At 71.2% G+C, this 17,866-nt stretch carries 13 protein-coding genes (1 of these 13 running past the window's edge); 10 read left to right on the top strand and 3 right to left on the bottom strand.

The window, feature by feature from the left end; translation table 11 throughout:
* The 8 genes from ACSHWB_RS27735 to ACSHWB_RS27770 all read left to right on the top strand — a co-directional run.
* Positions 1–3,251, top strand: the final stretch of a protein-coding gene (locus tag ACSHWB_RS27735; RefSeq protein WP_439656219.1) for an SDR family NAD(P)-dependent oxidoreductase. 26,509 nt of this gene lie to the left of the window's left edge; only the last 3,251 of its 29,760 coding nucleotides appear in the window; its start codon lies off the left edge, out of view; the stop codon is at positions 3,249–3,251.
* Positions 3,252–3,264: 13 nt separating this feature from the next.
* On the top strand, positions 3,265–4,962 hold the full coding sequence (locus tag ACSHWB_RS27740) for a 3-hydroxyacyl-CoA dehydrogenase family protein (protein WP_439656220.1): 1,698 nt from the start codon (positions 3,265–3,267) through the stop codon (positions 4,960–4,962).
* Between the two features lie 74 nt (positions 4,963–5,036).
* Entirely contained in the window at positions 5,037–5,486 is a 450-nt protein-coding gene (locus ACSHWB_RS27745; protein ID WP_439656221.1) for a hypothetical protein, read from the top strand.
* Positions 5,487–5,639: 153 nt separating this feature from the next.
* Entirely contained in the window at positions 5,640–8,237 is a 2,598-nt protein-coding gene (locus tag ACSHWB_RS27750) for a LuxR C-terminal-related transcriptional regulator (RefSeq protein ID WP_439656222.1), read from the top strand.
* Positions 8,237–10,909 (top strand): ATP-binding protein, encoded by a 2,673-nt coding sequence (locus ACSHWB_RS27755; protein WP_439664675.1) that lies wholly within the window; start codon positions 8,237–8,239, stop codon positions 10,907–10,909. The genes ACSHWB_RS27750 and ACSHWB_RS27755 overlap by 1 nt, the downstream gene beginning before the upstream one ends.
* Before the next feature lie 352 nt (positions 10,910–11,261).
* On the top strand, positions 11,262–11,933 hold the full coding sequence (locus tag ACSHWB_RS27760) for a PAS domain-containing protein (RefSeq protein ID WP_439656223.1): 672 nt from the start codon (positions 11,262–11,264) through the stop codon (positions 11,931–11,933).
* Positions 11,934–11,939: 6 nt separating this feature from the next.
* Positions 11,940–13,295, top strand: a complete 1,356-nt coding sequence (locus ACSHWB_RS27765; RefSeq protein ID WP_439656224.1) for an aldehyde dehydrogenase family protein — start codon at positions 11,940–11,942, stop codon at positions 13,293–13,295.
* A gap of 13 nt (positions 13,296–13,308) precedes the next feature.
* The gene (locus tag ACSHWB_RS27770; RefSeq protein ID WP_439656225.1) at positions 13,309–14,310 is read left to right on the top strand and encodes a beta-ketoacyl-ACP synthase III; all 1,002 of its coding nucleotides are present in this window, start codon (positions 13,309–13,311) and stop codon (positions 14,308–14,310) included.
* A 48-nt stretch (positions 14,311–14,358) separates the two neighbouring features.
* Here the strand turns inward: ACSHWB_RS27770 and ACSHWB_RS27775 are convergent, their stop codons facing one another.
* The gene (locus ACSHWB_RS27775; RefSeq protein ID WP_439656226.1) at positions 14,359–14,763 is read right to left on the bottom strand and encodes a DUF6069 family protein; all 405 of its coding nucleotides are present in this window, start codon (positions 14,761–14,763) and stop codon (positions 14,359–14,361) included.
* A 25-nt stretch (positions 14,764–14,788) separates the two neighbouring features.
* Positions 14,789–15,499 carry a Crp/Fnr family transcriptional regulator gene (locus ACSHWB_RS27780; protein ID WP_439656227.1) on the bottom strand — a complete coding sequence of 237 codons (711 nt, stop codon included), beginning with the start codon at positions 15,497–15,499 and terminating at the stop codon, positions 14,789–14,791.
* 108 nt (positions 15,500–15,607) lie between these two features.
* On the opposite strand from ACSHWB_RS27780, the gene ACSHWB_RS27785 reads away from it, so the two are divergent.
* On the top strand, positions 15,608–16,528 hold the full coding sequence (locus tag ACSHWB_RS27785) for a PucR family transcriptional regulator (RefSeq protein ID WP_439656228.1): 921 nt from the start codon (positions 15,608–15,610) through the stop codon (positions 16,526–16,528).
* Positions 16,529–16,643: 115 nt separating this feature from the next.
* The gene (locus tag ACSHWB_RS27790; protein ID WP_439656229.1) at positions 16,644–17,408 is read left to right on the top strand and encodes a PucR family transcriptional regulator; all 765 of its coding nucleotides are present in this window, start codon (positions 16,644–16,646) and stop codon (positions 17,406–17,408) included.
* Here ACSHWB_RS27790 and ACSHWB_RS27795 read toward each other — a convergent pair.
* Positions 17,402–17,824 (bottom strand): YciI family protein, encoded by a 423-nt coding sequence (locus ACSHWB_RS27795; protein WP_439656230.1) that lies wholly within the window; start codon positions 17,822–17,824, stop codon positions 17,402–17,404. The genes ACSHWB_RS27790 and ACSHWB_RS27795 overlap by 7 nt on opposite strands.
* Positions 17,825–17,866 lie beyond the last annotated feature (42 nt).

A 17,866-nucleotide genomic window follows, 5' to 3' on the forward strand; every position in this document is an offset into this window, starting at 1 on the left:
CGTGTCTGCTGATCACGGCCAGGGCCGCGCTGATGCAGGCGTTGCCTCAGGGTGGCGCGATGGTGTCCGTCATCGCCTCGGAGGAGGAGGTGACGCCGTATCTGACGGGCAACGTGTCGATCGCGGCCGTCAACGGGCCTCGGACCGTGGTGCTGGCCGGCGAGGAGGACGAGGTCCTCAAGATCGCCAAGCAGTGGAAGTACAAGCAGCTCAAGGTCAGCCACGCGTTCCACTCGCCGTTGATGGAGCCGATGCTGCCGGACTTCCGGGAGGCGATCGGCGAGATCACCTTCAACGAACCCGTCATCCCGTTCCAGACCAGTGGGGATCCGACCACGGTCGACTACTGGGTGAACCACGTCCGGGATGCCGTGCGGTTCCACGACAACGTGACCGCGCTGGGCGACAGGACGTTCCTCGAGATCGGGCCCGACGCTGCGCTCACGCCGCTGGTCGACGGGGCGATTCCGACGATCAAGCGGAACGAGGACGAGGTCACGCGGTTCCTCACCGCGCTCGGCCAGGTCCACGTCAGCGGCACGAACGTCGACTGGACGCCGTTGCTGGGGCAGGCCAAGAAGATCGACCTGCCCACCTACGCGTTCCGCCGGCAGTCGTACTGGCCGAAGGTCGTGGAGGGTGCCAGTGACGTGAAGGCGGCCGGGCTCGGCAGTGTCGGGCACCCGTTGCTCGGCGCGGCTGTTCAGCTCGCCGGGCAGGACGGGCACCTGTTCACCAGCCGGATCTCGCTCCGCACGCACGCCTGGCTCGCGGACCACGTGATCATGGGACGGGCGCTCGTGCCCGGTGCGGCGCTGGTCGAGGTCGCGCTCAAGGCCGGTGAGGAGCTCGGGCTCGACGCGCTGGAGGAGCTCACGATCGCGGCCCCGCTCACCCTGCCGGAACAGGGCGGGGTGCAGGTGCAGGTCGCGGTCGGGGCCGAGGAGAACGGACGGCGCGCGGTCACGATCTACAGCAGGCCCGAGGACACCGACCTGCCGTGGACCGAGAACGCGAGCGGCACGCTCAGCACGAACGAGAGCCGTGGCACCGCGCTGACGGAGTGGCCGCTGGGGGAGCCGATCGAGCTCGACGGCGTCTACGACAGGTTCGCCGAGATCGGGTTCGCCTACGGGGACACGTTCCAGGGCCTCAAGAACGCGTGGCGTCACGAAGGTGCCGTCCTCGCGGAGGTCGCGCTGCCCGAAGGGGTCGAGCCCGGCGCGTTCGGCATCCACCCGGCACTGCTCGACGCGGCGCTGCACACCGCGCTGCTGCAGGAAGGGGACGGGGGAGCGGGGCTGCCGTTCAGCTGGGAGGGCGTGAAGATCCACGCCACCGGCGCGGCGACGGTCCGGGTCCGGACGACCAGGGACGAGAGCGGCGCGATGCACATCGTCGTCGCCGACCCGCAGGGGAACCCGGTCGCCGAGGTCGAGTCGCTCGTGGTCCGCGCGGTCACCACGGGGCAGCTCAACGAGAACACCACCCGTGACGCGCTCTTCACGCTCGGCTGGACGCCGATCAACGCCACCGAACCCGTCAACGCCACCGTGGCGATCGCGGGCGAGGACCACTTCGGACTGGTCGACCACCTCGTCGCCGGACGCGTCCACGACACCATCGGGACCGCCGACGCCGAGATCGTCCTCATCGAGGTCAAGGCCGCATCCGACGACGTCGTGGAATCCACGCACGCCGCCGTGGGCGACGCCCTGGTCAACGTCCAGGAGTGGATCACGGCGAACAGGCCGGGAAGGCTCTGGTTCGTCACCAGGAACGCCATCGCGGCCAACAAGACAGAAGCACCGGACCCCGTCGCGGCGGCGGTCTGGGGCCTCGTCCGGGTCGCGCAGTCCGAGCACCCCGGTGCGTTCGGGTTGCTCGACCTCGACGACCAGCGCGCCAGCCTCACCGCGCTGCGGCAGGCGATCGGGGCCGACGAACCGCAGGTCGTCCTGCGCGACGGCGAGATCCTCGGTGGCCGCCTCGCCAGGGCGGAACGCGGCGAGGCCACGATCGACCACGGCAAGGTCCTCATCACCGGTGGCACGGGCGGTCTCGGCCGGATCATCGCGAAGCACCTCGTCGAGAACCACGGGGTCGAGAGCCTGGTCCTCGCGAGCCGCACCGGCCAGGCGGACGTCAGCGATCTCGCGGCCGACGTCACGGTGGCGGCCTGCGATGTCAGTGACCGCAACGAACTGAGCGAGCTCATCACCACCCACAACCCGACGACGATCATCCACGCGGCGGGCGTCCTGGACGACGCCACCCTCGAGTCCCTGACGCTGGACCGCATCGACCCGGTGCTCCAGCCCAAGGTCGACGCCGCCTGGTACCTGCACGAACTGGCACCGCAGGCGGACCTGATCCTGTTCAGCAGCGTCGCCGGCACGTTCGGCAACGCGGGTCAGGCCAACTACGCGGCGGCCAACGCGTTCCTCGACGCCCTCGCCGCGCTGCGCAAGGCGCACGGCCAGAAGGCGACGAGCATGGCGTGGGGCGCCTGGGACACCGGCATGCTCAGTGCCCAGGACGCCGAACGCATGGCGCGCTCCGGCATGCCGGCGATCACGGCGGAACTCGGCAAGACCCTCTTCGACGAGGCACTCCGCACCGGCGCGGCGGCGACCCTCCCGGTGAAGCTGGACTTCTCGGTCCTGCGCAACCACGAGGTCGCACCGCTGCTCAAGGGCCTGGTGCGCACCAAGTCGAAGAAGGCCGTGGCAGGACAGGAAACGGCCGACTCGCTGATCGCCCGCCTCACCGCGCTGACCGACCAGGGACGCACGGACGCGCTGCTCGACCTCGTCAAGGGCCAGGTCGCCGAGGTCCTGGGCCACGGCGAGAACGAGCAGGTCGAGGGTGACAGGCAGTTCCAGGAGCTCGGCTTCGACTCGCTGACCGCGGTCGAGCTGCGCAACCGCCTCGGCGGTGCGACAGGGCTGAGGCTGCCCGCCACGCTGGTGTTCGACTACCCGACGCCGAACGACCTGGTGGCACACCTCAAGACCGAGCTGCTGGCCGACGCGCCGGAGGCAGGGCTGCCGAGCGTGCTCGCCGACCTCGACGCGTTCGAGAAGGCGCTCGCCGCGGCCACTGTGGACGGTGCGCTGCACCAGCAGATCGCCGGACGGCTCGACGTCCTGCGCACGAGGTGGGCCAAGAACACCAGCACCGAGAAGGACTTCGAGTCGGCCTCGGACGACGAGATGTTCGCGATGCTCGACGAAGAACTCGGTCTCTAAGAAGGAGCCGGACATGCTCGTGATCGGTGTGGTGGGACTCGGCAGTCTGGGAGAGGGCCTCACGAAGGTCCTGCTCGCGAACGGTGCCGAGGTGATCGGCGTGGACAGCGAGCTCGACGTGCTGGCCCGCGTCCACGACAGGCTGAGCTGTCCCCGGCTGAGCCTCGCGACGGAACTGGTCGACCTCAAACGGGCCGACCTCGTCATCGAGGCCCTGCCGGAGGACTTCGGCATCAAGGAGTCCGTGCTCCGGCAGCTCGTCGACCAGTGCGCGCCGGGCACGGTCTTCCTCACCACCACACCGACGTTGTCCGTGGCGCGGCTGGCCATCGCGTCCGGTGCGCCGGACCGCGTGGTCGGACTGCGCTACACCATCCCGCCGCCGCACGGCCGGCACGTGAGCCTGATCGGCACGGCCATGGCCTCGGCCGAGGCTTGTCACCTGGCGCGCAAGGCGGTCCGGCTCGCCGGGGCCGAGCTCGTGAGTCTCGGCGGCCGGCCGGTCGAGGCCGCCACCGCGCTGCTGTACGCCTGCATGAACCGCACGATGAACCTCGCCGACGAGGGCTACGCGACCGTCGAGGACCTCGACGCCGCCCTGAAACTGGGTTGTGGCCTCAAGTTCGGACCGTTGCACCTGCTCGACCTGATCGGGCTCGACACCGTCCGTTCCGCCCTGCGACACCTGCACGACACCACCGGCGACGACTCCTACGTCCCCTCGCCGCTGCTGGACCGCATGGTCGCGGACGGCAGGCTCGGCCGGAAGACGGGCAGGGGCTTCCACCGCTACGACGACCGCGGCGAGCTGCTTCCGCCACCCCGCAACCGCGTCAGCGACGGCGAGCCGCGCGAGATCCGCGCCGCCGGTGTCGTCGGTGCCGGGCTGATGGGCAGGGGCATCGCGGAGATCCTCGTCGTGGCAGGCATTCCCACCACGCTCGTCGCCCGCAGCGCGGAAAAGGCCGAGGCCGCGCGAGAACGAATCTGTTCGTCTCTGACCAGACTCGTGCAGAAAGGCAGGATGTCCGAGCAGGACCGCCAGGACGTCCTCGCGCGGCTCACCGTCGGCACGAGCTGCGAGGCACTGGCGGGCGCCGACATCGTCATCGAGGCGGTCGCCGAGGACATGGCCGTGAAAAGCGCTGTGCTGCAAGGCATCGACGCCGTCGTCAAACCCGGCGCCATCATCGCCACGACCACGTCGAGCCTTTCCGTCACGGCCTGCGCGAACGCCACCAGCCGCCCGCGCGACGTCATCGGGCTGCATTTCTTCAACCCCGCCCCGGTCATGAAGCTCGTCGAGATCGTCCGCACCGAGCACACCGCCGACGACGTGCACGCCACCGCGCACGCGCTGGTGAAGTGGCTGCGCAAGACCGGGGTGGACTGCGCGGACCGCGTCGGTTTCATCGTGAACCACGTGCTGTTCCCGTACCTGAACGACGCCATTCGCATGCTCGGCCGAACCGACGTCACGGTCGACGAGATCGACACCGCGATCGTGACCGCGTTCCATCACCCGATGGGCCCCTTCACGCTCCTCGACACCATTGGACTCGACGTCTCGCTCGCCATTCTGGAGACGCTCAGCGCCGCCTCTCCCACCGGGGAACCCGCGCCCGCACAGGAACTGCGCCGGCTCGTCGAGACAGGTCACCTCGGGCAGAAAACCGGCAGCGGATTCCGGCTCGTGAACAAAGGAAAGTGAGAGATTCCCGAGCATTGAATGCCGTACAACGGGCATCAGGCAGCACGTCGTTCGCAGAAGGGTGGTCATCGCAGATGGCCGAGGAGGTCGGCACGGGACGGCGGCATGTGGCGATCTTCGCCAATCCCGCGCAGGGTCAGGCTTTACCGGCGCTCGCGGTGATCGAGGAACTGGTGCGGCGCGGCTACCGCGTCACCTACGCCACCTCCTCCGAGGTCGCCGCCCGGCTCGCGCTGAGCGAGGCGACCGAGGGCAGGTGGGACGTGGTGGGCTTCCTCGACGACAGCTCGTCGCCGATCTCGCTGGCACGCGGCTACTTCGCGGGCGACCTGCCGGACCTCGTCGTCTACGACAGCACCGCCGTCGACGTCGCGAGGGCCGCGGCCGAGACCTGGGACGGCAAGCCGGACGACGACTTCGTGGACGCGCAGTTCGGCGAGTTCCTCACCCGCTTCGGTCTCGCGTTCCTCCCGGAGAAACCGAGCCTGTACCGGGTTGTGCCGGGCCGCGTTGTGGCGTATTAGTTCACTGACTGGAACCGGCGGTGGATTCGCGGCCCGCACAATGCGGAATCACCGTGCCAGACTTTGACACTTGCCTCGCAGAGTTTGCGGTCCGGTCACCTGGGGCATTTATCCTCAGCGCAGGGTCACTCTTCGAGCCTGAGGCGGTAGGCGGTGGACGAGCAACCGGAGCTCTTCGGTCGTGAGAGCGTGCTCACCGCGTTAGCCCACCACACGACCGCCGCCCGTCTCGGCAGGGGCGCGCAGGCCGTGCTCGTGCGCGGAGGCCGTGGCTCCGGAAAGTCCGCCGTCCTGCGCCTGGCCGCCGCGACCGAGACCCGTGCCGGGACGACGGTGCTGAGCGCGGGCGGCCTGGGTGAACGCCTGCCGCTCGCCGTCGCCCGCCGGCTGCTCGCCCAGGCCGGTGTGGAGGTACCGGAACTGGAAGACCGTTCCGCCGCCTCCTTCTACCGCGCGTACCGGGGCATGTGGCGCGACGTGGTGGCGCTGGCGCGGCGCTCGCCCGTCTGCCTGGTGCTCGACGACCTCGACGCGTGCGACGAGGCGACCGTGCGCTGGATCGACTTCGTGCTGCGCAGGCTCGGCGACGAACCGGTCAGCCTCGTGCTGTCGCACAACTCGCCGCTGCACGCCGACCTGGCCCGTGCGCACGTGGTCGACCTGCAGCCGCTCACCACGCCGCAGGTCGCCGACATGATCTCCACGACCCTGCACTTCCCGCCGGACGCGGTGTTCACGAACCTGTGCCTGCGCCTGTCCGGAGGCATCCCGAGCCACCTCACGACCGTGCTCGCGGACATCCGCGCCGCGCGGGCGCTGCGCCAGGAGTCCGTCGAGCTCGTCGCCGCACGACGGCTGCGCGACCAGCCGGAACACCTGCGCGCCATCGCCACCGCGCTCGTCGTCGTGGACCGCGAGGAGCTCGTCGGGCCGCTCGCCGGGGTGTCCGCGCGGGTGGCAGAGAACGGGATCTCCAGCCTGCGCAGGCACCACCTGCTCGGCGAGGGCCTGCCCGACCACGTCCGCGCCTGGTACCGGGCAGGGGTGCTCGACGTGCTCGCCCCGGCCGAGGTCGCCGAGCTGCGGCACCGCGCGGCCGTCGTGCTGGACGAGTTCGGGCACGACGTGCGGGCGGTCGCCGACCAGCTCGTCCACTTGCCCGCCGTCGACACGCCCTGGATGTCGCAGGTGCTGCACGAGGCGGCCGCGGGCGGGGTGCCCCAGGACGCGTCCCGCTACCTGCGCCGCCTCGTCGAGCTCCGGCCCGACGACATCGAGCTGCGGGTCAGCCTCGCGACCGAGCTGTCGCGGCACGACCCCGCGCAGGCGTGCGAACACCTCGCCGCCGCGTTCCACCGCACCACCGACCCCGGGCTGCGGGCCGCGCTGGCCGTGAAGCACGCGTTGACCGGCCGCACGCGCACGTTCCTGCGGCTGGCCCGTGACCCCGCGCTGCCCGCGGACCTGGTGACGCTGCTCGACGCCGTGCAGCTGTCGATCGACCTCGACGACGCCCGCGCGGTCGCGGCGGCCGTCGCGAAGGCCACGCCACCGCCGGCGGGAGACACGACGGCACAACGGTGCCTGCTCGGCGTCGTCGCGGAGGCCACGATGCGCGGCGGTGGTTCCATGGACACCGCCGTCGGTTACGCGCGGGCCGCCCTCGCCGACTCGGAGGCGCTGACCGACTGGTCGATGCTGTCGGCCGCGACGGTCCTGCGCGTGGCGGGCCATGCCGGGGAAGCGCTTTCCGTGCTCGACCGGGCCGTGGACGCCTTCCACGGCAACGGGGACTCGCTCGCCCGCTGCCGCTCCCTCGTGCAACGTGCGCTCGTCCACATGTCGCTGGGCGATCTCCCGCGCGCCACCGAGGACGCGTCCACGGCGGTCCAGGTGATGCGCGACGGCGGCTGGCGGCTGCCGCGCGCGATCGTCCTGCTGGCCTGGCTGTCGTTGCAGACCGGCAACACCCCGCTCGCGGAGAAGCTGCTCGACGAGGTCGACGAGGACGAGGTCCGGCACCTCACACCCGTGCACCGCGAGTACCTGCGCGCGTCCGGCTGGCTCGCCTTCGAGCGCGACGACCTCCCGCTGGCCGCCGAACGGATGGCGGCCTGCCAGGCGGTGATGACCGCGGTCGGGCTGAGCGACCCCGGCGCGCTGCCGACGTGGATCGACGTCGTGCAGGTCATGACGCTGACCGGCCGCGACGCCACGGCAGCCGTGCGGGAAGCCGACCGGCTCGCCAAGTCCTGGCCGTCGCGGGAGTCCGCCGCGTTCTCCTTGCTGGCACGGGCCTACACGACTGCGGGACTCGGCGCGCTGGACATGGCGAAGGCCGCCTCGGACGGGTTCGCCGCCGTGCCCGCGCTCATCCAGCAGGCGCGCACGGAACTGCTGCTGGGCCAGCGGTGGACCGAGCTCGGCGACGAGCGGCAGGCCCGCGTGCACCTGCGGGCCGCGGTCGGGCTCGCGTTGCGGGCGGGCAGCGGGGCGCTCGCGGACTCGGCCAGGACGCTGCTGCTCGGCGCCGGCGGGCGGATGCGCGTGCCGTCCACTGTGGACGGCCTGGCGGTGCTGACGGCCAGCGAGCGCAAGGTGGCGGACCTGGCGGCGGCCGGCGTCACGAACCGGGCGATCGCCGACCACCTGTTCGTGACGCTGCGGACCGTCGAGGTGCACCTGACCCGCGCCTACCGCAAGCTCGGGATCTCCAGCCGTGCGGAGCTGGCGGACTACCTGGCCTCGTGATGATCCTGCTCGAACGCACCGACGAACTGCGCCGGCTCGCCGACGCGCTGCGGCGTGCCCGCGAGGGCCGCGGCGACCGGTTCGTCATCACCGGGCCGCTGGGCTGCGGCAAGTCCTCGCTGCTCGACGCGATCCGGCCGCACGCCAAGGGTTTCCGCGTCCTCACCGCCGACTGCTCGTTGCTGGAACAGGACTTCGCGTTCGGGGTCGCCCGCCAGCTGCTGGATCCCGTGCTCGCCCACGACTGCGCCCGGCTGCTCGACGGCCCTGCGGGGCTGGCGCGGCCCGTGTTCGAGGAGGACACCCCGGCCGACTCGGTGTTCGCCGTGCAGGAGGCGGCGATCAGCGGCCTCATCGCGCTCGTCGGCGCGATCAGCTCCGAGCGGCCGGTGCTGCTGCTGATCGACGACCTCCAGTGGGCCGACGGCCCGTCGCTGCGCTGGCTGGCCGTGCTCGCCGCGATGCTGGAGGACCAGCCGGTCCTGCTGGTCGCGGCCACCAGGGACAACGCGCGCGGACTGCGCGAGTGCACCGAGATCCGGCTGGAACCGTTGTCGCACAAGGCGATCGCGGAGCTCGTCGAACGCCGCACCGGCCGGCACCCCGACGAGGAGTTCGTCACCGCCTGCCACGCCGTGACCGGCGGCAACCCGATGTTCCTGTGCGCGGTGCTGCACCACGTCACCAGCCCCACAGCCGGACAGGTCCCGCACGTGCTGGAGCTGCGGCCCGCGCGGCTGCGGGAACGGCTCGTGCGCGATCTCGCCACCCAGCCGTTGTTCGCGCAGGACTTCGCCAAGGCCGCGGCCGTGCTCGGCGAGGACGAGCTGGTCGGGCGGCTCGCCGGGCTCACCGAGGAGCGGGCGCGCGAGGCCCAGCGCGTGCTCGACCAGGCCGGACTCGTGATCAGCAGGCCGGTGGTCAGGGACGCGATCGAGGAGTCGATGCCGGTCGCCGAACGGGAGGACTGGCAGGCGAAGGCCGTGAGGTTGTTGCACGACAACGGCAGGCCGGCCGAACAGGTCGCCGCCCGGCTGCTCGCGCTCAGCACCGTGCGGGGCGGGTGGGCGGTCGAGACGCTCGGGGAGGCCGCCGCGACCGCGATGCGCCGGGGTGCGCCCGAGGTCGCCGCGCGCTACCTGCGCCGCGCACTCCGCACCGTGCCGGAGGCGTCCGAGCGACGCGCCCGGCTGCTCGTCGACCTCGCGACCGCCGAACGGTTCTTCGACCCGGCGGCCTCCGTCCGGCACATCGCGTCGGCCGTGCCGTTGTTCCGCGACGTCGAGCAACGGGCCGCGGCGCTCGTCCGGATCGCGCCGACCGCACTGGGCTCCGCGCCCCGGCCCGTGCGCGACCTCATCGACCAGGTCGCCGCCGGCCTCGCGCACGACCAGGAGCTGGCGTACCGGCTCGAGGCACGGCAACGGTGTGCGTGGCACTCGGATCCCGCGCTGCTCGCCGGCTCCGCCCAGCGGCTCGGGCAGATCAGCGGTGCCACGCCCGGCGCACGTGAGCTGCAGATCGTGCTGCTCGACGCCGCCATGCTCACCGCCCGTCTGCCCGCGCACGAGGTCGCGGCGATCGCGAGCACCGTGCTGGCACAGGAACCACCGCACCCCCGGCACGTGCACACCGCGTTGCCGTTGCTCATCAAGGTCCTCGCCGTGGCCGACGCCGCGCACCAGGCCGTGCCGTGGCTCGACGAGGCGCTCCGGCAGGCGGCGACCACCGTGGAGCAGGCCCTGATCCGCGCCGAGCAGGCGTTCGTGCTGATGCACCTGGGCAAGCCGGGGGAGGCGCACGCGGCGGCCGAACGCGCCCTCGACCTGGCCGTGCTCGACTGGCGCGGCGACACCACGACCGCCGCGATCGGGCTCGCCGCCGTCGCCATGGACCTGCGCGACCCCGACCTGATCGGCAAGCTCCTGACCTCGCGGCGCGACCGGGACGACCCCGCGGGCGTGGAGGCCGTGTACCGGATGCTGCACGCGATGGGCGACGCGCTGGCAGGCGAACACGCGCAAGCCCTCGAACGGCTGCTGGACTGCGGGCGCATGTTCGACGCCGTGGGGTGGCGCAATCCCGTGCTGCTGCCGTGGTGCGTGAACGTCGCACGGCTGCACGCCCAGCTCGGTGACTTCGAGGCCGCGAGAGAGGCGGCGGCGGAAGGCTGGGACCGTGCCGTCGAGTGGGGCGCGCCGATCGGCATCGGGCGGGCGTTGAACGTGCTCGGCCGCTACACGCCCGGTGCCCAAGGCGCCGGCATGCTGCGGGAGGCCGTGCAGGTCCTGCACGCCAACCCGTTCGAACGGGCCAAGGCACTGCTTCAGCTCGGCGCGCGCGAACGCGCCGATGGCGACCCTCAGGCGCAACGCCACCTCGAAGAAGCGCATCGGCTCGCGGTGGAAAGCGGCGCGGAAAGGCTCGCCCAGAGAATCGCCGAAGAACTCGACGGTAATTCACCCGGCATCGTCGTGACATTGACGCGCGCCGAGTTCAAAGTCGCCGGACTGGTCGTCCGCGGACTCACCAACGCCGAAATTGCGGACGAGCTGGCCGTGACCTCGCGGGCGATCGAGAAGCACCTCACCAACTCGTTCCGGAAGCTCGGCATCCGCCGCCGCACGGAACTGCCCGGTGCACTGGCGAGGGCCTACCCGCCGTCCGCGTAACCCCGGCGACACATCTACGAATTTCTTGTGCGCATGTGCCGCACAGTTGACCTGCGCCTCAGTTACCGGGTGGTGGCCGTCTCGATCGGCTCACGCCGCATCCGTGCAGCTCAGGACTCCACTGCGTCATCAGGTGAGACGCACCCGAAACGTCCTACCGAAATACGCGGACGCCTCCCCGAACCCCCGGCCCACCCCTACCACAACATTAGGGGCCACCCCTCACACCTCGTTGACCGGGTTCGGCAGATCTTCCTACGATTCAACGTGTCAAGGTGAGAATCGGGAAATAAACCTAGATCGCCTTGTGGCCGCCTCAAGTTTCGCTTCTGCACGAGAGGGATTCTCTCTGATGCACACTGTTGCCGCTGGTTCTCTCGCACATGACCGCACCGCCGTTCCGGACGCCGACGTGTTCCGTTCCCTGCTCGAACGTTCCGGTCTCTGCCTCGCGCGTCTCGACCTGCAACTGCGGGTGGTCGAGGCCAACGACGACTTCGTGAGCCAGTTCGGCCACTCCCGCGACTCGCTGCTCGGCCGCAGCTTCTACGAGCTGCTGCACCCCGGCGTGCACGGCCCGATGCGCAAGCAGTTCGACCGCCTCGTCGAGGGCCGCCGCCAGCGCTTCGTCGAGCACCTCGCCGGCATCGGCCCGCGCCACGCCGTGTTCACCGGCGACATCACCGGCATCGCGGTGCACGACGCGCACGGCGACCTGGTGCAGTTCGTCGTCGTCGTGAACCCGGAGAAGGGCGAGCAGCCCAACGCCGTCGTGGTCGACCGCAACCGCATCCTCACCGAGCTCGACGCCCGCATCCTCGAGGGCATCGCCACCGGCGAGTCGACCGTGCGCCTCGCCTCGCGGCTCTTCCTGTCGCGCCAGGGCGTCGAGTACCACGTCGGCACCATGCTCAAGAAGCTCAAGGCCCCCAACCGCGCCGCGCTCGTCTCCCGCGCCTACAGCCTCGGCGTGCTCAGCGTCGCCAGCTGGCCGCCCCGGGTCTCCGCCGACTACATCAAGTAGGCGGTCATGGAGGAGATCCTCGACCGGGCGGCTCACGCTGCCCGTGCGTGGGGCGCGACCAGGCCGGGCGAGCGAGCGGCGGCACTCGACGCCGTCGCCGCCGCGCTCGACCGGGAGACCGATGACCTGGTCTCGCTGGCCGAGTGGGAGTGCAGGCTTCCCGCGGACGGCCTGCGCGCGGAGGTGGCCCGCACCACCTTCCAGCTGCGCTCGTTCGCCGCGTACCTGCGCTCGGGCGCGGTCAACGGCGTCGTCGTCGACCGCGAGGACCCGTCGTGGCCCGCCGGACCGAGGCCGGACCTGCGCCGCATGCTCGTCCCGCTCGGGCCGGTCGCGGTCTTCGGTTCCACCTCCTACCCGTTCGCGTTCTCCGTGGCCGGCAGCGACACCGCGTCGGCTCTGGCCGCCGGGTGCCCGGTCGTGGTGAAGGCGAGCCACAGCTATCCCGACCTCGCCGACCGCACGGCCGAGATCGTCGAGGAGGTGCTGCCCAAGGGCGTGTTCGCGCTCGTGCACGGTCAGCGCCGGGCCCGTCAGCTCGTGCTCGACCCGCGGGTCAAGGCCGTCGCGTTCATCGGCAGCAGCCGCGTGGGCCGCGAGCTGCACCACCTCGCCGCGACCCGGCCTGAGCCGATCCCGTTCTACGGCGGCTTCGGCAGCGTGAACCCGGTGTTCGTGACGCGCGAGGCCGCAGCCAGGCGCGGGCGGGAGATCGCGCGCGGGTTCGCCCAGGCGCTCGCGCAGCAGAGCGGGCAGCTCTGCACCAAACCAGGACTTCTCGTCGTACCGGAGGCTTTCGCCGGCGATGTCGCCGCCGAGGTGCGCGCGTTGCGGGCGGAGCCGTTGTTCAACAAGCTCGTGGCGAAGCGGTTCGAGACCGGCGTGGAGGCGCTGACGGAGTTCCTCGACGTGCTGGTCGAGGGCGGTTCCGTGGCGGGCGGTCACGCGCCGACGTTGTTGCGCACCACCGCCGCCGACGTGCTGGACGGCCACGACGAGGTGCTCAGCGAGTGCTTCGGGCCGGTGTCCGTCGTGGTGACCTACCGCGACAGCAACGAACTGCTGGAGCTCGCCGCCGCGTTGCCGGGACAGCTGACCGCGACCGTGCACGGCGAGGACGACGACGTCCTGCCCGAGCTTCTCAGCGAACTGACCGGGCGCGCGGGCCGGATCGTGTGGAACCAGTGGCCCAACGACATCGCGACGACCGAGGCCATGCACCACGGTGGCCCCTGGCCCGCGACCACGTCGCCGTTCCACACCTCCGTCGGCGTGCGGGCCGTCGAACGGTTCCAGCGTCCCGTGGTGTTCCAAGGGTTTCCCAGTCGCTTCCTCCCGGAAGTGCTGGCGGTGCAACGGTGAGGAAGGTCGGAGAATGCGCGCAGCGGTGGTCGCGGGACTCGGGTCATGGCTCCCGCCGCGGGTGGTCACCAACGACGAGCTGACAGCCAAGCTCGACACGACCGACGAGTGGATCCGGTCGCGGATCGGGGTGTCCACCCGGCACGTGGTCGAACCCGGCATGGCGACCTCGGACCTGTCGGTCGAGGCGGCGCGGCGGGCACTGCGCTCGGCGGGCGTGCCGGGCGCGGGAGCGGTGATCCTCGCGACCACGACGCCGGACAGGCCCTGTCCCGCGACGGCTCCGGAGATCGCGTCCCGGTTGGGGCTGATCGACGTGCCGGCGTTCGACATCGCGGCCGTGTGCACGGGGTTCGTGTACGGGCTGGGCGTCGGCGCCGGGCTGATCACGGCCGGCATCGTGGACAGCCTGATCATGATCGGCGGGGACGCCTACTCGACGATCCTCAACCCGCAGGACCGCACCACGTCCGTCATCTTCGGCGACGGCGCCGGCGCGGTGGTGCTGCGGGCGGGGGCACCGGACGAGCCGGGCGCGCTCGGGCCGTTCGACCTCGGCTCCGACGGCGAGCTGTCCGACCTGATCACCGTGCCGGCCGGCGGGTCGCGGCAGCGGTCCTCGCGCGACATCGTGCCGCATGGTGACAAGTTCTTCCAGATGGAGGGCCGTGAGGTCTTCGCCAACGCGGTCGCGCGCATGTCCGCCGCGTCCCGCAACGCCATCAAGCGGCAGGGCTGGGTCGCGTCCGATGTGGACAGGGTGATCGCGCACCAGGCGAACACCCGGATCCTGGACGCGGTGTCGGCCGAGCTGGACGTGCCGCGCGACAAGTTCGTCTCCAACATCACCGACGTCGGCAACACCTCCGCCGCGTCGATCCCGCTGGCGCTCGCGCACGGCGTGCGGTCGGGGGAGCTGGCGGCGGGGCAGAAGGTCCTGCTGACGGCGTTCGGTGGAGGCCTCACCTGGGGCGCCACCACGCTGGTGTGGCCGGAGCTCGGTCTCTCGGAGTGAACGCGAAAACGGCCGGGAGGGCGTACCTCCCGGCCGTTTTCCCTGTTCTTACACCGGAAGCACGCGCCGGAAGATCGGCACGGAGACCGCGGCGACGACGACGTGCATCACCATCAGTGCGAGCACGCCGACGACCGAAGCGCCCGGAAGGAAGAACACCGGGACGTCGGCGAGGAACGACACCACGACCACGATCGGGACGAGCCTGCCGAGCGTGCGCGCGGGATCCTTGGCCCGCTTGCGGATCGTGGCCCACGCGATCGCGGCGATGATCACCCCCAGCGCGGTCAGCACGACGTACCCCTGCGGTTTCAGGCCTTCCACGGCGTTCGGGTCGGCGCCAAGCGCTTGCGCGAGGTAGGAAACGACGGCGTTGCCGATCGAGGCGGCCACGATGGCGGCCACGACTCCCAGCACGACCTTGCCCGTGCTGGTGCGGGTCGGTGTTGTCACGTGAGGATCTCCCTGCGTTGTCTGGTCAGCGCTGCGAGGGCACAGCGGGCATGCCCACGCGGACCCGGCGGGACAGCTGGGCCGGGTCGGTGAGGAAGATGCTCTTGCGCTCGATCGAGATCCACCCGCGCTGGGCGAAGTCCGAGAGCGTCTTGTTGACGGTGTCGCGGCGCGCCCCGATGTACTGGCCGAGCTCCTCCTGGGTGAGGTCCTCGATCATCAGCACCGCGGCCCTGCGGTCGGTGCCGAACCGTCCTGCCAGGCGCAGCAACGCTTTCGCCAGGCGCGCGGAGGCGTCGAGCTGCACCAGGTCCATGCGCATCTGGTGCGACTCGCGCTGACGGCGGGCGATGCAGCCCAGCAGCCGTTCGGTGATCTCCGGGCACAACGCGAGCCACTGCGTGAGGTCGGCGCGCGAGATCCGGCCGGCCTGCACGTCGGTGATCGCGACCGTCGTCGACACCGACGGTGCCGCGTCGAACAGCGTCGGCTCGATCAGCAGATCGCCCGCGCAGTGGAAGTCCTGCACCAGTTCGCGGCCGTCGGGGGAGGTGCGGCACGTCTTCGCCTTGCCCGACCTCATGACGATGAGGTCGTCGGCGGGGACGCCCAGGCGCAGCAGCACGTCGCCGCGGCCGAACTCGACGGGGGCGAGGGCGTGCGCGAACTGGCGCCACGCCTCGTTCGAAGGCGCGAGGATCGGCGGCCGCGCCGGGGCGAGCAGCTGAGGTGCCATGCACCCGACGTTAGGGACGCGGGCACTGGCGTACCGCTGGAGAACGCTGGGGATTTCCCCACCGCGGCCGCTGAAATCCTTCAGAGGTGTGAAAGAGGGGAGTCGCCCGTGCTCTTCGACGTCGGTCGTCTGCTGCACGAGGAGTTCCTGGCCGTCTATCGCGCCGCCGCCGCGGACGCCGACGGCTGGGAGGACGCGGCCGTGGCGGTCGCGCACCGCGTCGGCTCGCGCCTGCGTTCGGCGAAAGTCCCTGTCGCACAGGTGGTCGTGGCCTTGCGGTCCACCGACAGGTTGCTGACCGAGGCCATGCTGGACGACGGCGGTGACGCCCGTGCGCTGGCCTCCGCCGGAACCGCGCTGGCCGCCGAGCTGATGTCGTCGTTCTGCGCCGGTGACGAAGGACTGGCGGACGCGGTGCTCGCCGGGGACGCACCGGACGGCGCCGCGGCGTTCTACACCGTGGTCTCGGTGCGCGGGGCGTTGGTGGAGCGGGTGGTGATCGCTTTCCGCAGACGCGGGACGGTGCTGGTGGCGTCGTCCGGTCACGTGCTGCTGCCGGTCGCCGAACCGGCCGCGCTGGCGTGGTGCCGGGAGGTCGCCGCGGAGATCGGCGGCGAGGTGTGGCTGTGCGTCGCGGAACGGCCGGCCGCCCGCGTTCCCCTGGCGCGCAGGGAGGTGGACGAGATCGACGCGCTCGTGTCGTCCCTCGGCCGGCCGCCGGGGATCTACCGGATCGACGACGTGCTGTTCGAGAGCGCGATGATGGACACGCCGGAGGTCCGCGACGAGCTGGACAAGGTCGTCGCGCCGCTGCTGGCGAACCCCGTCCTCGTCGAGACCGTGCTGGCGCTGCTGGAGGCCGACGGCAACCGGGCGGTAGCTGTCAGGAAGCTGTTCATCCACCGCAGCACCATCGACTACCGGTTGTGGCAGATCGAGCAGCTCACCGGACTGAGCCCGGTCAACCCGCGTGACCTCGCGGTTCTGGGCACGGCGATCGGGATGAGCCGCGCGAACGCCTGGGGCTGAACGGATTCAGCGGGCGCGGGCGAACGTTAAGGCTCCCTCAAGGCCGCTGTGCCGACTGTCGACAGTTCCCTAACGTTCTGGTGCGACACCGCCAGTCCCCTCAAGGAGGCGACGCGTGACCACCGTGCTGGACAGCAGGCTGCTGGGAGACGTGCTGCGTGACATCCTCCGTCCGTTCGACCTTCCCCCGGTCGAGGACGTGGCGACCCGCCGCCAGCTCGCCAGAACACTGCTCTCCGGCCGTGACAACGGTTCCTTCGACGGACTGGCCCTCGCGTACGCCGTGATCGCGTTCCGCGCGTCCACTGAGGACGGTGCGGTGCAGGTGCTGGAGGCGGTGCGGGACAACGCCGACGCGCTGGTGCTCGACGGCGTTCTCGGCGGCTACGTGCTGCTGCCGTGTGCGCAGGACGACCACCTCGCCCTGGCCCGCGACCTGCACGACCGGCTCGGCGCGGAGGTGTGGATGGGCGTCGCCTGGGCGCCCCGGCGTGATCTCGGGGCGGCGCGCGCGACGGCCGAGGACGTCCTGCGGATCGCCTCTGGCCGCGCGCCGGGCGTCTACGAGCTGCGCAACGTCCTCGCGGACTTCGCCGTGCTGCGCCAGCCGCACGTCACCGAACGGCTGGTGCGCGTGATCGAACCGGTCGTGGCGCAGCCGCCGTTGCTGGACGCGCTGCGGGCGTTCATCGCCGAGGACGGCAACCGCGCGGCGGCGGCACGGCGGCTGGACATCCACCGCAGCACGCTCGACCACCGCCTGCGGCTGATCGAACGGCTGACGGGCTGCCGTCCGACCTCGCCGCGCGGGCTGCTCACGCTGAGCGTCGCGCTGACCGCGCACTCAGCCCCCGAAGTACCGCTTCCGCGCACTCACTGACCCCGGGACGCGATCTGCTCGCGCATCCGGTCCTCCTGCTCCTTGATCTCCGGCGTCAGCGCCTCGCCGAACGCCTCGTCGCCGTGGACCTGGCGGATCTCGACCTCGCCCTCCTGGAACGGCGCCTTCTTCAGCCACTCCACGGCGTCCTGCAGGCTCGGCAGCTCCCAGATCCAGAAGCCCGCGATCAGCTCCTTGGCCTCGGTGAACGGACCGTCGATGACCGTCGTCGCACCCTTGCCGTCGAACCGGACGCGCGCGCCCTTGTCGCTCGGGTAGAGACCGTCGCCCGCGAGCATCACGCCGGCCTTGACGAGCTCCTCGTTGTAGTTGCCCATCGCGGTGAGCTCCTCGGTCGTGGGCATCACGCCGTTCTCGGTGTCCTCGTTGGCCTTGACGATGACCATGAACCGCATCTCGATCTCCTCTGGCTGGTGTTCCGGAGCGTGTTTGTACCC

Origin of the sequence: Lentzea sp. HUAS TT2, from assembly GCF_051853195.1 — a bacterium.
GTDB lineage: Bacteria > Actinomycetota > Actinomycetes > Mycobacteriales > Pseudonocardiaceae > Lentzea.

What these genes read in the sequence shown, in the direction of transcription:
- ACSHWB_RS27795 (WP_439656230.1), bottom strand. Translation starts at nt 17,824, where the DNA reads ATGCGGTTCATGGTCATCGTCAAGGCCAACGAGGACACCGAGAACGGC.
- ACSHWB_RS27755 (WP_439664675.1), top strand. Translation starts at nt 8,237, where the DNA reads ATGATCCTGCTCGAACGCACCGACGAACTGCGCCGGCTCGCCGACGCG.
- ACSHWB_RS27770 (WP_439656225.1), top strand. Translation starts at nt 13,309, where the DNA reads ATGCGCGCAGCGGTGGTCGCGGGACTCGGGTCATGGCTCCCGCCGCGG.
- ACSHWB_RS27780 (WP_439656227.1), bottom strand. Translation starts at nt 15,499, where the DNA reads ATGGCACCTCAGCTGCTCGCCCCGGCGCGGCCGCCGATCCTCGCGCCT.
- ACSHWB_RS27740 (WP_439656220.1), top strand. Translation starts at nt 3,265, where the DNA reads ATGCTCGTGATCGGTGTGGTGGGACTCGGCAGTCTGGGAGAGGGCCTC.
- ACSHWB_RS27760 (WP_439656223.1), top strand. Translation starts at nt 11,262, where the DNA reads ATGCACACTGTTGCCGCTGGTTCTCTCGCACATGACCGCACCGCCGTT.
- ACSHWB_RS27765 (WP_439656224.1), top strand. Translation starts at nt 11,940, where the DNA reads ATGGAGGAGATCCTCGACCGGGCGGCTCACGCTGCCCGTGCGTGGGGC.
- ACSHWB_RS27745 (WP_439656221.1), top strand. Translation starts at nt 5,037, where the DNA reads ATGGCCGAGGAGGTCGGCACGGGACGGCGGCATGTGGCGATCTTCGCC.